General features: G+C 41.4%; 20 protein-coding genes and 1 pseudogene. 3 read left to right on the top strand and 18 right to left on the bottom strand.

Features of this window, described 5'->3' with window-relative positions; all coding sequences use genetic code 11:
• Positions 1–50: 50 nt before the first annotated feature.
• The 4 genes from K7B67_RS06170 to K7B67_RS06155 form a co-directional block, all read right to left on the bottom strand.
• On the bottom strand, positions 51–590 hold the full coding sequence (locus K7B67_RS06170) for a hypothetical protein (protein ID WP_252179480.1): 540 nt from the start codon (positions 588–590) through the stop codon (positions 51–53).
• A 91-nt stretch (positions 591–681) separates the two neighbouring features.
• Positions 682–1,236, bottom strand: a complete 555-nt coding sequence (locus K7B67_RS06165) for a GNAT family N-acetyltransferase (RefSeq protein ID WP_252179479.1) — start codon at positions 1,234–1,236, stop codon at positions 682–684.
• A 137-nt stretch (positions 1,237–1,373) separates the two neighbouring features.
• A complete protein-coding gene (locus tag K7B67_RS06160) occupies positions 1,374–1,907 on the bottom strand; it encodes a GNAT family N-acetyltransferase (RefSeq protein ID WP_252179478.1) in 534 nt (177 codons plus the stop codon).
• Between the two features lie 190 nt (positions 1,908–2,097).
• On the bottom strand, positions 2,098–2,292 hold the full coding sequence (locus K7B67_RS06155; protein ID WP_252179477.1) for a hypothetical protein: 195 nt from the start codon (positions 2,290–2,292) through the stop codon (positions 2,098–2,100).
• Positions 2,293–2,535: 243 nt separating this feature from the next.
• Between K7B67_RS06155 and K7B67_RS06150 the strand changes: the two genes are divergently transcribed.
• Positions 2,536–2,748, top strand: coding sequence for a hypothetical protein (locus K7B67_RS06150; RefSeq protein WP_252179476.1), 213 nt, complete (start codon positions 2,536–2,538; stop codon positions 2,746–2,748).
• 45 nt (positions 2,749–2,793) lie between these two features.
• Positions 2,794–3,069, top strand: a complete 276-nt coding sequence (locus K7B67_RS06145; RefSeq protein ID WP_252179475.1) for a hypothetical protein — start codon at positions 2,794–2,796, stop codon at positions 3,067–3,069.
• Between the two features lie 326 nt (positions 3,070–3,395).
• Here K7B67_RS06145 and K7B67_RS06140 read toward each other — a convergent pair whose 3' ends face one another.
• From K7B67_RS06140 to K7B67_RS06115, 6 genes and pseudogenes are all read right to left on the bottom strand, one after another.
• Complete coding sequence (locus tag K7B67_RS06140; protein ID WP_252179474.1) at positions 3,396–4,529, bottom strand: IS66 family transposase; 1,134 nt, start codon at positions 4,527–4,529, stop codon at positions 3,396–3,398.
• A 62-nt stretch (positions 4,530–4,591) separates the two neighbouring features.
• Positions 4,592–4,885 (bottom strand): annotated as a pseudogene (locus K7B67_RS06135) (DUF6444 domain-containing protein); the annotation flags it as partial.
• A gap of 629 nt (positions 4,886–5,514) precedes the next feature.
• A complete protein-coding gene (locus K7B67_RS06130) occupies positions 5,515–5,799 on the bottom strand; it encodes a hypothetical protein (protein ID WP_252179473.1) in 285 nt (94 codons plus the stop codon).
• A 111-nt stretch (positions 5,800–5,910) separates the two neighbouring features.
• Positions 5,911–6,078 (bottom strand): hypothetical protein, encoded by a 168-nt coding sequence (locus tag K7B67_RS06125; protein ID WP_252179472.1) that lies wholly within the window; start codon positions 6,076–6,078, stop codon positions 5,911–5,913.
• A gap of 116 nt (positions 6,079–6,194) precedes the next feature.
• Complete coding sequence (locus tag K7B67_RS06120) at positions 6,195–6,809, bottom strand: LysE family translocator (protein ID WP_252179471.1); 615 nt, start codon at positions 6,807–6,809, stop codon at positions 6,195–6,197.
• Between the two features lie 17 nt (positions 6,810–6,826).
• A complete protein-coding gene (locus K7B67_RS06115; protein ID WP_252179470.1) occupies positions 6,827–7,048 on the bottom strand; it encodes a hypothetical protein in 222 nt (73 codons plus the stop codon).
• 148 nt (positions 7,049–7,196) lie between these two features.
• On the opposite strand from K7B67_RS06115, the gene K7B67_RS06110 reads away from it, so the two are divergent.
• A complete protein-coding gene (locus K7B67_RS06110) occupies positions 7,197–8,060 on the top strand; it encodes a hypothetical protein (protein ID WP_252179469.1) in 864 nt (287 codons plus the stop codon).
• Between the two features lie 291 nt (positions 8,061–8,351).
• Here the strand turns inward: K7B67_RS06110 and K7B67_RS23980 are convergent, their stop codons facing one another.
• The 8 genes from K7B67_RS23980 to K7B67_RS06075 all read right to left on the bottom strand — a co-directional run bounded on the left by K7B67_RS23980 (position 8,352) and on the right by K7B67_RS06075 (position 12,475).
• Positions 8,352–8,501, bottom strand: coding sequence for a hypothetical protein (locus K7B67_RS23980; protein WP_346658261.1), 150 nt, complete (start codon positions 8,499–8,501; stop codon positions 8,352–8,354).
• Between the two features lie 22 nt (positions 8,502–8,523).
• A complete protein-coding gene (locus K7B67_RS06105; RefSeq protein ID WP_346658260.1) occupies positions 8,524–8,853 on the bottom strand; it encodes a GNAT family N-acetyltransferase in 330 nt (109 codons plus the stop codon).
• Positions 8,854–8,933: 80 nt separating this feature from the next.
• Positions 8,934–9,464: a nucleotidyltransferase family protein gene (locus K7B67_RS06100; protein WP_252179468.1), complete on the bottom strand. Its 531-nt coding sequence runs from the start codon at positions 9,462–9,464 to the stop codon at positions 8,934–8,936.
• Positions 9,465–9,573: 109 nt separating this feature from the next.
• Entirely contained in the window at positions 9,574–9,957 is a 384-nt protein-coding gene (locus K7B67_RS06095; RefSeq protein WP_252179467.1) for a hypothetical protein, read from the bottom strand.
• A 116-nt stretch (positions 9,958–10,073) separates the two neighbouring features.
• Positions 10,074–10,463, bottom strand: coding sequence for a cytidine deaminase (locus K7B67_RS06090; protein WP_256484854.1), 390 nt, complete (start codon positions 10,461–10,463; stop codon positions 10,074–10,076).
• A gap of 141 nt (positions 10,464–10,604) precedes the next feature.
• On the bottom strand, positions 10,605–11,507 hold the full coding sequence (locus tag K7B67_RS06085) for a DMT family transporter (protein ID WP_252179466.1): 903 nt from the start codon (positions 11,505–11,507) through the stop codon (positions 10,605–10,607).
• Positions 11,508–11,619: 112 nt separating this feature from the next.
• Complete coding sequence (locus K7B67_RS06080; RefSeq protein WP_252179465.1) at positions 11,620–11,886, bottom strand: hypothetical protein; 267 nt, start codon at positions 11,884–11,886, stop codon at positions 11,620–11,622.
• Positions 11,887–12,199: 313 nt separating this feature from the next.
• A complete protein-coding gene (locus tag K7B67_RS06075; protein WP_252179464.1) occupies positions 12,200–12,475 on the bottom strand; it encodes a hypothetical protein in 276 nt (91 codons plus the stop codon).
• Positions 12,476–12,534 lie beyond the last annotated feature (59 nt).

Raw genomic sequence — 12,534 nt, 5'->3', positions numbered from 1 at the left:
GACGTTGGCATCGGGTGGAGGACTGGAGAAAGACCAGTCCTCCACCCGATTTATGCTTTTGCTTTTTCTGTGTATAAATCACCCATTAAGCGCACTAAGACAAACAGAAAATTTCTTGTGATCTGAGAGGCTTCTACTCGGGATTTATTAAATGACGAATATCTCGCAACTTCACAATTAAGGTAAACCATTAGTTCAACCTGAATATTTGTTTCGATGCTTCTTTGAACAAACCTGCTTTGTAAATTCTCTCTTACCCTGTCAGGCATCGGTATTTCATCTGAAAGTGATTTTAACTCACCATCAATTAATGCTATGTGATTTTCCGTCCATTTTTCACTACCCGTTACCGGTGGATTTCCAAAACCTTTAATAAAGAACCATAAGACATCGCATGATAAATCAAGATATAGATTTGCCATATCATGATTTATTTCTGCAATTGCATCGGATGGTTCTCCATATATAAATCGATATAATCCAGGGTGTTTTTTTTCAAACTCATCTAGCATATTTGTAATAACATACTCAGATGCTGACCTTCCCTGAGAAATTATATCCATTGTTTGACGTTCACTTAATATTTCCATAACGACTCACTGCTGGTTGATGATGGTAAAAAGAAATAACGCCGACAGCAAGGGTGGCGAACCCAGTAAGCCATCCCTTTGCCCGCAATTGTTAGGCCTTTATCTGGTAAACAACCTCATCTAGTACATTCCCAGATTCAGTTGTAACTTTTGCTTCTTTAAAAATTACACCACCAAGAGACTCAGGAATTTTACGGCTAGCTATATTTCTACGATCAACAGGATATATTGCATACTTGAAATTGATAGTATTCGAAGCCCATTGAAAAAGACTACTAACAACTTTTCTTCCATACCCATTACCGTGTGCTGTTTTTTTAACCCAGACTCCCAATTCAGGTGAGCAGGCATTGCCACGACAATACAATGCGACACACCCCAAAAACTCATCTTTTAACGATGTAATTACTAAAACAAGCTGTTGCTTGGCTTTCATACCTTCAATTGAACAAGAAATAAAATCAAGAGTTTCATTAATATTTTCTGTTGGTTTGGGAGCCATGTAACGAGTTACTTCTTCCGAGAACTCACAAAAAATTTCTTTGGCATATTTGTCAGATATAGAAACTAATTTCAATCCTCTATCAACTATTGATATGTTTTGAAGATCAATTTTTATGTTATTTTTAAATTCAAAATTTTTCATATTTTTATTCACTTTATCTCAAAGGCTCAACGCCTGGATCAGGTGTGCCGTAGGCACCACCTGGAACCACTTGTTGAACTAAGCCGCTAATGCGATGAAAAAACACTGCTCTTCGACGATCCCGGGATTATGGATTTTCACACAGTACGTGTTACTTGTTTTTGCCAAAACTGAGCACAACCATTATCACCGCTTAATTGATATGGTTCAAAACCATATTTTAGGTAGGCTTGCTGAGCGGGCTTATTACCTTCTAATACTTCCAAAGTAATTTTACAACACCCCTTCTGGTAAGCAATTTCCTCGATCTTATCAAGTAATACTCGGCTTAACTTTTTTCCGCGATATTCATTTTTAACTGCAATATCATGAATGTTTATAAGAGGCTTACATTTAAAAGTTGAAAACCCTTCGAAACAATTTGCAAAACCAGCAGGCTTGCCATCAACATAACAAAGAATGCTGAAAGCACTTGCAACCTTACCAAGCTCTTTGGCCAGGTTTTCTTTGACGTATTGATCCAAGGGTTCATTTCCGCCCATTGGATCAATAGCATAATCGTTTAATAAGGAAACAAGGTCATTAGCATGTTTTTCATTTGAATAGTCTGCAAGAATTACTTCTATTGTCATGCTTACTCCGTACTTGTATTGTCTGGTTTGTGTGCCCATTCCTGACTTCCATTTCTGAGTGTGAGAGCTACAGAATGTGCCAGCAGCTGGCTCACATCTGAAATTTCAGTCGATTGCACTTATTGTATTAATCCAGCAGGACTTGCTGTGGCTTACAGTGGTCTGGAGACACCCTCCTGAATAAATAGCGTTCAGCATAATTCGAGTTTCATATTTTCCAATATGATCCTCAGTTAAAAACATGGTCATACTCATAAGAAAGTTTTTCACTTTTCTTATATGCTTTAAACCAGTTTTCTAAACAACTATAAAATTTATTTATAAAACCCAACCACTCTTGCTTTCGTTGCTCCCAATTAATAGATTCTTCCTTTTCTAGAGTCTCATGTTGGGAAAGCAAACTTTCAAAATCTTTCTTGCTCATTAAAGCAGTCTCATTGGGCTTGTTTCTCTGAAAGACTTATGGATCAGGCTTCACCATCCTAGTGCAGACCCGCACGCTACGTGCTGTGGGGGGCTGGAGGTTAGAATCCTTCGGCTACCCGATTTAGGTTTCGTAGTTGATGTTTTGTGTGCAGGTTTTTCCGAAAGGCATAAAATCTATGGTCTATAATTCCAGACGGCTACTCAGCAGTACATATTTAAAATAATATATCGGTGTATCTGTATGTCGAAGCTAGAAAATATAAAGGATAAAGTCAGTGGGACTTTAGAACATATTGCTGACAAAACTGGTAATACTGCTGACTTTGTAGTGAAAAAAGTAGAGAAAGCAGCAGATTTCGTCGTCGAAAAAACTGGCGAAACGGGCGACTATGACTATGTTGATGATTCAATAGAAAAAGTGTCCAGCCCTGCGTCACGGGGCGTTTTTGTATAGAAACCTAACAGCTATTATGTACCGGTTAATTTAGGAGTAGAGAATATGTTTGTAAATGCACAGCAACAAGCTATCGACCACCCTGAGACATTTAAAGCACCAACACCAGGGGAACTGGCTCAAGTAAGAAAGGGTTCTTTCGTGAAGGTGTGTGCTGAACCAGAACGATTCTGGGTACTTGTCGAGCATGTGATTGACGGAATGGTTCAGGGAGTAATCGACAACGACTTGATTTTTACTGAACGACACGGACTGGTATGTGACCAAAGAATTTCGTTTGAACTGGATAAGATCTACCAGATTCATAGCGAGATTGATTAAAGCACATAATGAGCCTGTAGAAAAACTCAAAAACAAAGCCGTAAAACTTGCGGCTTCATTTATTAGCGAGTGCTGATCTACAAGCGCCCGGTTAATTTATAATTTTTCCATTCAGGCTTACCCCCTATGTAATTCGACCGACTACCCCAGCGTTCTGAGTTCCTTGCCTTGGCCTGGTCCATCAGCTCTTTACGCTTCTCCAGACACTTCTCAGCCTGTTCAGAGGCACATTGTCGGGCGGCATCATTTGCTGAATTTTAACTCTTCTGAATAACGAGCCATTGGGCACTCTCTGACCGCCCCCTGATTAGTAGGAAAAATCGTAACTATTCAGCACCCAGCAAAGGATGACCGCAGTAATTCTTCATGGCTATAAGCAGGGCTTCGAAAACGTTCTGACCCTGCTTTCTCGCCGATGAAACATAACTCCGTATCCGGCAATACCATTTCGCTCCTTTCTTGCTTCTGATACAACCCGATATTTTTTGCTTCACCTTGCCATTTCTGATGTCTCGTTCACTGCCATTATTGTCGAAGGGGATGTTGAGGTCGGTCATGAATCTCAAGGTTTCGTCCTTGAACTCCACCAACCGCTTAAACAGGTTGAAGGCTTTGGTATTTTTGACTTTGTCACGACCCAGCCGTTGTCGTACTCGTTCCATATACTCAGCTTCTTCAGCCAGCGCTCTTCTCGCTGTCCGCTCGAACAGTGAGGCAATGCGCTGGTAAATCACTTCTGGCATAGCCTTCATGCCAATCTTTCTGAAACCGTTGCTGAGATGGCAGGCCAGTCTCAGCAACCGTTGCAAACGTGCGGCAAGATGGTTGCAGTCCCTATCAACAACACCCTGTAACTCTCTCAGGTGATGGGCATTGCAGAGGGCATGAAGTGCAGCATAACGGAAGTAAGCCTTATAGTGGTCATGAACTAATATTCCAGCAAAGGCCAGTAAGATGCCCATGGACTCTATGGCGGAGTGACCTCGACTGGGATCAAGGTGATACATCGTCCATTTTTCAGTACGAAGGACATGCATCCACCATAGCGCCCCGGCTACTCTCATGCCCGTTTCGTCAGCACCGGCAATGGGTTCTACCTTGAGGGCATCGGCAATAGCCTGTTCGGTGCTGGCTAACTGGTTATAAGCCTTCTCCTGGAAGGTGCAGATAGAACCCGGGCTAACCTCTAATCCGAAAATATCCATGAAGAACTGGGAAGCGCGCTTGTAAGGCACCAGCTGATACTGGCAAAGATACACGGCCAGTGCCTGAGTAACAGGCCCATACTGCACATGAGAGTCTACGCCTTCGGGGAAGCTGGCCTGCGTTACATGACCGCAGCTACACTTTTTGACCTCTGCTACATGAGCAGTTACTTCAAAGTGACCAAAACGACCGGGTTCAAACACTTGTCGTTCAACCAGCTTAACCGTTTTTCCGAACGCAGTGAGCAACGGCATTTTTCGCAGTCAATGACAGGGTGGTAGTGGGTATGCTCTGCTTTAGCAGCTTGTCGAAGCGTAGAACCCTTGTGACCTTTCTGGCCGCCGGGCTTACGACCTGACTTCTTTCGTAAGCTTTTTGGGTTGGGTTTTTCGTCTTTTGGGTCGCTCTCCGTCGCCTCTAAAGAGTCCTTTGCTTTGGCGTTGGGTTTTGCATATCCATCCGAGGATGGAGGCTTGCTGCTGTTGCGGCTGTTGGTATTGAGTCTAGCTGAGAGTTCTTTGTTCTCCGTCTCCAGCTTTGCCCCTTGCTGGCTCAGCACGGTCACCTGCTCTTGCAGTTCATTCACAACGGCAAGGAGGGCGACAATCATCTGAAATTCGGGAGTAAGCTGACTCATAGCGGCATACGACCAGGAAACTGTACTTCAGAGTGGCACATAATCACGAAAATACCAGTCGATTACAGGGGGGCTGAATAGTTACGAAAAATCAAAAAAGGCGACAACTATCCTGACACAGGGGGGGGATCACTCCGTAAAAAACCCTTTTCGCAAAATATGACAGGCACGCTACCGCTCAACTGCCACACAGCTGAACAGCACTTATCGCTAACGCTAATCGTTTCCTGTTTGCCTAAAACTAGCAAGATTCTGCCAGCATTCTCTTCTGAAGGATAGGTATTAGTGCTTGTTTTTCCAGCGACTCCCACTGAATATACGCATAAAGACGTGTAAGTGATGCAGAAGCGGAGCATCGACGACATTTTCATCTGCATCATGGCAAAAGTGGACTTGGCGAAGTTGCCAAAAGGAATGCCATTCTGACAGTGGTTAGGCCGGTGATCGGGGATTTCACCCAGACAGTCAGCGACTTCTTTAATCAGGTGACTGGCGGACAAGTGCGTACGCCGCGCGCTGCATGCGGCATCGGGTGTAGAGGCAAAGCCACGGAACGAACTGGAAGCATTTGTTATATGGCGCTCTCGATGTGAAACCATTATTTAAAATGGGATTTCGGATTCATCTTCATCATATTTTTGAGTTTCTGCTGTGACATCTTGTTTTGTCTCAATCAAGTGCCATAACTCATTCTGGTGCAGCCATATAGGATCAGCATTTCTTTTAATGAAATCATCAACCGGTATTCCATCAATTTCTGGATCCTTCTTTACTTTAACCTGCTTTCCATTAATGAAAATAAATTCGTATTTTTTTCTCTGCTCAATCTTTCTCTCACGTCGCAGTTTCTTGATTTTTTTAGAAAGAGGCTTTTTTTGAGCTTTCATAATTTGCCACCACACCTGCTATGACAATTGTCATAGTGAACCATATTTGCTAAGTTAGCCTGCTCTTTGGAACTTGATAAGGATTCACCACAAAAAGCACAGCAGTTTATTTCAGAGGCAGTTTGCCAGATTGTATATTTGTTCAAGGTAGTGATTTTCTTCAAGGTCTGACTCTCTTGCTGTGCGCTCTATTATCATATTCCAGACATGCTTCTCATCGCCAAGAAATTCATTGCTGTAGACAATGGTAATTTCTTTTTGTCTGAAAATCACTTTCATGATATTGATACAATCTATGGCTCCTTTGCATGGGGTTTGTATTAGCCACATAACGCCTGGTTCAGCCGCCGCCGGAGGTGGTCGGTTGAGCATAGCGAACGTACTGGAACCACTTGTCAGGTTACGATGCCTGTTACCAACTCGTATATTATTGGTACTACTGATATTACAAGCAACAAAGCCATTGAGACATTAAATTTATGTTGATGTTCTGCTTTTTTGAGTATCTTTTTTAAGTTTGCACCGAAGACAAGCCAAACACCTACTGCTGGGAATGCAACAACGAAAAATGATAGTGCAATAAATAAAATCTGAACATAAACATTGGAATTTAATGTTGTATATGCGGCTATTGCACCTGTTGCCATTATCCATGCCTTAGGATTAGCCCACTGAAAAATAGCGGCTTGCAAAAAAGTTAAAGGCTTTGATTTATTGCTTTCAAGTGAGCTTTGTGAGGAGATCGCAATGAGATAAGCCAAATATAAAAGATAGAGAACACCAATGACTTTTATAATTTCATGTAGCACTGGATATTTTTCAAAGATAACTCCAAACCCTAAACCAACTGCAACAACCATTGCAGGGAATCCAAAACAAATCCCCATAAAATGAGGTAAACTCTTTTTAATTCCATGATTCATTCCAGATGTCATTATCATTACGTTATTTGGTCCTGGGGTCACAGTTGTTGAGACTGCAAACAGTAAAACAGCTAAAGCAAACTCCATTCTTATAATTCCCTATTTTACATACTTATTGGTTTGTATGAGGGTGGAGGGGCGAAAAGCTGCTCACGTAATTCATACGCAAGCTCAAGCTCCTCGTACTCTGCTCTCACTTTTGGGTTTTTGAGAGCTTTTTTCTTGAAATCAGAAAATGTTGGTCTTGTCATTTTTTGAACTATTGCCCCTTGACCTGACAAAACAGTGAACGACCCATGCCTTCTCATAATTGATAACTCTTGCAAGAAATAGTTCCCTTAGATTTGTGATGAACTTGCCCGCTGCAACATAACCCTGTGGTTCCAGCAGCCGGATCCGTCTGCTGGAACCACTTGTTAGCCATTTGGACTATCTTGTGAGTACGTTCTCTCGGCTATGTAACATATTGGGAATATGATGAAAACCAAAACTTTAGTGATATTAACGATTCTGCTTCAATGCATTCTATCTGAACTTCACTTGTTATGTTTTGCAATGGATCCTCCCTTCAAACAAAACGCTGCTGCACTTGATTTAGAGGAAACTCCAGATGACTGTACCTTTGCAGAACTTAAACAGATTGCCCAAGAAATTATTTATTTATTCCCTCCTGATCAGTACTTATATATAGGGATTGGTCGAAGCCCTGCACCCGTAATTGCCTGGTTACAAGTGAAAACACAAGCAAAGGACACTGTTCAGATTCCGCTTTCAAACTTTAAGCTTTGCAAGCCTATTGGTTTTGATAATATAGGAATTCCTGAATTTCCTTCCGATGATAGTCGGGCAAAGTTGTTTAGACATTTTGATAGCTATCTTCGAATAAACTCAGGGTTCCAAAAAAAATGGTTAGTTATTGATGTTGCAGAAACAGGCAATACGCTTCGCTCTGCAGGATTTGCACTGAGAGAATATGCTGCCGAACATGACCTGGATAATTCTGTTGAAATGTTAGCTATTTCCGAAAACGATCAAGAAAAACAAGATTATCTCAACATGGGAATGCATGTGGCGATGGCTGAGTATAAGCCTGGTGCCGAGAACTGTGTTACAGCATTAGAAAATTTTTTGATATTCGGACCTGGAAAAAAATATGCACCCTATGGCAAACTAAATTGGCCTGACTTATTAAACACACCAAACCTACCACAGCAAAGTGCCACAAGCACAGGCTATGACTCGCTCCTCAAACTCATCCAAAACTGGACTGCATCAATAGCACTTACAGTTTTCTGGACTATAACATTAGCTCCAAAGCGTGATCCATCAGCTGAGTAGACGGCTAACGCCTGCAGCAAGGGTGCGAATGCAGTGAGCGTCCCTTTGACTGTACTTGTTAGCTGCGTTGCCCTGGTAGTGTACTTAATAAAGAATAAGCCTCACTGAGAAGCTTTGTTCTTGGCTCCAGATCTTTGATTGATAATGAATGAAGATTTATAACGACTAATTCTCGCTTTTAGTTTCTTTTCTGAATCTGGAAATATAAACATACTGAACTCTCAAATATATGTAGCAGCTAACGTTTGCATAAGCAGCGGCGCGTCTAGCGCCGTCCGCCAAATGCTCTTGCTATGTATTTTTTAGTCGTGCCATATGGTAAGCAGAAACATACTCTCCATTACGAAATGCGTACATTACTGACTCCCCTTCAATGACAAAGCCAAATTTTTTATATAAACCAATTGCCGCTTGATTATCAATATAAACAGTTAACTCCAAACGCGATAAGTTTAACCAATTATCAGCAAGATCTATGATCTATAACAGTTGAAAGTAGTTTACTACCAACACCTAACCCTAAATACTCATCTTTTACTCCCATACCGAAAGAAGCAACATGCCTTCTTCGGGGGTTAACACAAACCTCAAACCCAATATTACCAACTATTTCACCATTAAGAATTGCTACATATGAGTAAATATTATCCGGTATAGTTGAAATTCGTTTTTCCCATAGTTCTAATGATGGGTCAGGTAACTGAAGCGTATTGCTATAAGCATTGGTACACTCATAAATTTCTTTAATCTTTTTTGCATCAGAGGCTTCAGAGCGTCTAACTTTAATTTCCATATGTTCCTCGAATGTTTAAAATACATAACGCATGTGCAGGCGGAGTCCCAGCCAGCCTTGCTGGCGACACCACACACTTGTTATGCCGCGATTCTCAGTTTTGGCCATTGCCCTAACCAGCCTTTACTTGTAACTCTTTGGTTAAAGACCGACCTTGCACGTTTTGGGTTATGAGTGACCTTTAAACTGAATAAAGAATCGGTACCAAAAGCTGAAATGCATTCTAGCTCCCCATTTTTAAGTAGTCGAACTGCTACAGCTGTTTCCTTTTCAGGCCAGAATGACATTGCGTCCAATGAGTTTTTATATGGTTTGTCATTATTTCGGATGTGCATTATAGCTTGGTTGCGAACTTGCCAGTTTAAATTGGGCATATTTTTTTTCAGGGCTGACTCATACTCGATGTACTTATTTTGATCACGCTCATTGCTATCAAAATAGATAACATCAATATCATTCAATTCAGTTGCACTATCAAACCCATGGAGATAATCCCAGACTAAGTTTCGGACAAAACCTGCTGCAATATAGCATTGAGGTAACTCCAACCTTTGAACACACTGCAACGCCTGTATTCTGAATTTATCTGATTTGATTAATTTGGAAATCATCTTTGTGCCATGTTTAGCTGTATAACGCTTACAAAAGGGTGGCGAACGCAGTGCGCCATCTTTTTGACTGCACTTGTTATTTGCTTGCTGTGTGTTGATGTTCCCCCCATCAGGCTGGCAACAGCTCAGACAGCGTTACTATGTTACCTGATCGATTTATCAATATTTCAATTTTGTTGTGGCTATGGTGTAGCTGCATAAGAAATTCACGACACATACCACCACAAGGCAAAATGATTTCATCTGATTTGATGCAGACTAACCTTCTTATTTGATACTCACCTTCGGTAAGCATGGTCCCAATAGCATTTCTCTCTGCACACATGCCCATAGAACAGGCTGTATCAATGCAAACACCAGAGTAATAATTGCCATTCATTGATTCAATAACAGCAGCGACTTGACCATATGAAATATAGTTTGAAGGCACAGCATCTTGTAATTTTGATACAGCTAATTTAATAAGTGGCTCAAAATCAGATATATTTTTCATTTACAAAACCAGATATTTTTGAAAGTCGGATATATCCTGGCACCTGACTGCAAGTGGCGCCCCGGCCAGCTTGCTACCGACACCACGCACTTGTTAGGGGCGCTGCTGATTTTTGACTAAAGCTCTTCTCCATTTACTGCAGACCAATGAAATGGTTGAAGCTCTCTAATGGACTTAAAGATTAACTTATTTTCTTTATTGGTAATTGCGACTTGAACACTACCACCCCAGTGGACCAAGCGCTCCTGACAAATACCGCAGGGACTAAGAACCATAAAATCCGAAGTCTCATTCTCTCTGAAGATACATAAAGAATGTGTTACCGCTTCATTGATTTTATGATCTTCCAAAAAAGCTCCTACTTCCATACACAGTCCAAGAGCGGCATTTTTTGTGTCAGGAGCAACACTTGTAATAATTTTTCCTGATATTGTTCGAATGGCTGCAGCACCTCCCCAACCTTGAGGATACCTTTTCTCAATTAGGTCTTTTGCAGCTTCGTACAGTTCTTCTTAAATGCTCAAAAAATATTACCCCCATTCTTGATTACTTTATTTATTTGGTAAAGCACCTAATGCCAGCTTCAGCCGCGCTGCCAGGCGCGTCCGATGGAGCTGCGCAGCAACGGAACGAACTTGATTTTTTTGTCATGCGGTACTTTCAGGCTTTGCACGCAAAAATGTTGACTTATTCATGTGAAGGACCAAATTACCTAAAACAGTAAGAGCAATACCCATAATGCTGGCTAAGTGCCACTCATAACCCTCAAAAATGCTTGATAAAAACAATGCAATAACCGGGAACATAACTGTGCTATATGCAGCATTATTTGCACCTATGCGAGCTACTAATGATAAATAAGTAGTAAAGGCAACAATTGAACCAAATATACTTAAATACATTAATGAAGCAATGTACTCTGGCTCTGAACTGAAAACTAATGGTTGCTTCATTACTAACAGAATTATGAATAAGATAATTGCACCATAAAACATACCGTATGCATTTGTTGTAATAGGTGACAATCCAAGACTTGTTGTTTTCTTTGAAAGCATATTGCCGAGTGAAAATAAATATGTACCCAGAATAGCGAATATAATTCCTTTTATCGTGTCTATCGAAATTTCTTCATTATACAATTCAGGTAAAAATAATATTAGTAGCCCTGAACTACCTAAAAATGCTGCTATCATTACCTTTGCTGGCACTTCTTCTTTATAAAATATTTTATTATTTATTGCATTGAAAATCGTAGCAAGTGAGAAAACAACAGCAGACAGCCCACTTGAAATATAAATTGTTGAATTATAGAAGCAGATAAAATTAAGCGAGAAAAGACAGCAGCCTTGTAATAGCATTAACTTATGATCTTGTATTCTTGTTGTTTGAAGCTTTCTCAAAAAAATGAGTGTTGGTAAAAATAGAATTCCCGCTAAAGCAAATCTATAAAAGACAGAAACATTAACTGGAACGTCGCCAAGTTGAAAATATATTGCAACCCAAGTGCTACCCCAAATTAGAACTGTGGTTACATATAGAAAAATATTCAAACTGCATCCTCTCTTGTATTTTGATCTTTGAGTGAAACCGCATAACGCAAAGCTGACGGACGCACAGTATGTGCGCCCTAGTTGAGCGTGTTGTTAGGTGGCGTGGTTATTTCTAAAGGTGGTTTACGATAATGGTGAGAGAGTCTTCTATTTTATCAAACCGTTTGTCGTGTTCGTCAAAACGTTTTTCTATCCGAGCGAACATGAGCCGACTCTCTTGCTGGTTAGCGTCAATCTTTTCATTGGGTGACTCAATAGCTATTTCCTGCCGTGCGCTATGCAGGTACAGCTTCCTAATATCGTCCTGTGAGTTTTTGACACTGACCTCTATGCGACTGATGGCATTCCAGAAATCGTCTGTGTCTCTATCGTGGTTCATGCGTACACCCTATGATTATTTCTTGTGCGTTGAGCATATCAGACAATAAGAGATGGTATAGAGAAACCTAACGCCTGCTTCAGCCGCGCCGCCGCAGGCGGCGTCGGGTGGAGGGGGCGAAGCCCCGGAACGAACTGGAAGCATTTGGGTGAAAGTCTCATATTGACCATTTTTTCAGTGCTTGCAGGCCAAGGGATGAAGGGCATCAACAAATTCTATCTGACATGACAACTGGGGACGGCCAAACACCGGTATGATGTTTATTGATACCACAACATTCCAGTGAGAGGCCGCCCCGATGGAAGTATGTCAGTCACTGACCCAAGCCGCCAATTTTTCTTGTCACGCAATCCAGCAGCTTGAGCACAAGTTGGCCGCTCTTCGCCAGCAGAACAACCCAATCCAGCGTCTTGAAGATTATGAAAATGAACTTCACAGGCTTTTTGCCCAAGCGGAGCAAGACGTCCTGGCAGAAGACTTGTCTGGGCTTGATATTAATCTTCCTGCCGTTAAGATAAACGGCATCTGTTACCATCGGGCACTGCGATGCTCGGAAACTTATCAGACCGCTGTGGCTATTCCGGTGCATTCGGCCACCCATTCCGTTAGTACCCGGCCACTAATTCCGGTGCATTCGGCCACCCCCTC

Source organism: Endozoicomonas sp. 4G, assembly GCF_023822025.1.
Taxonomy (GTDB): domain Bacteria; phylum Pseudomonadota; class Gammaproteobacteria; order Pseudomonadales; family Endozoicomonadaceae; genus Endozoicomonas_A.
This window is presented reverse-complemented; position numbering and strand designations above follow the sequence as displayed.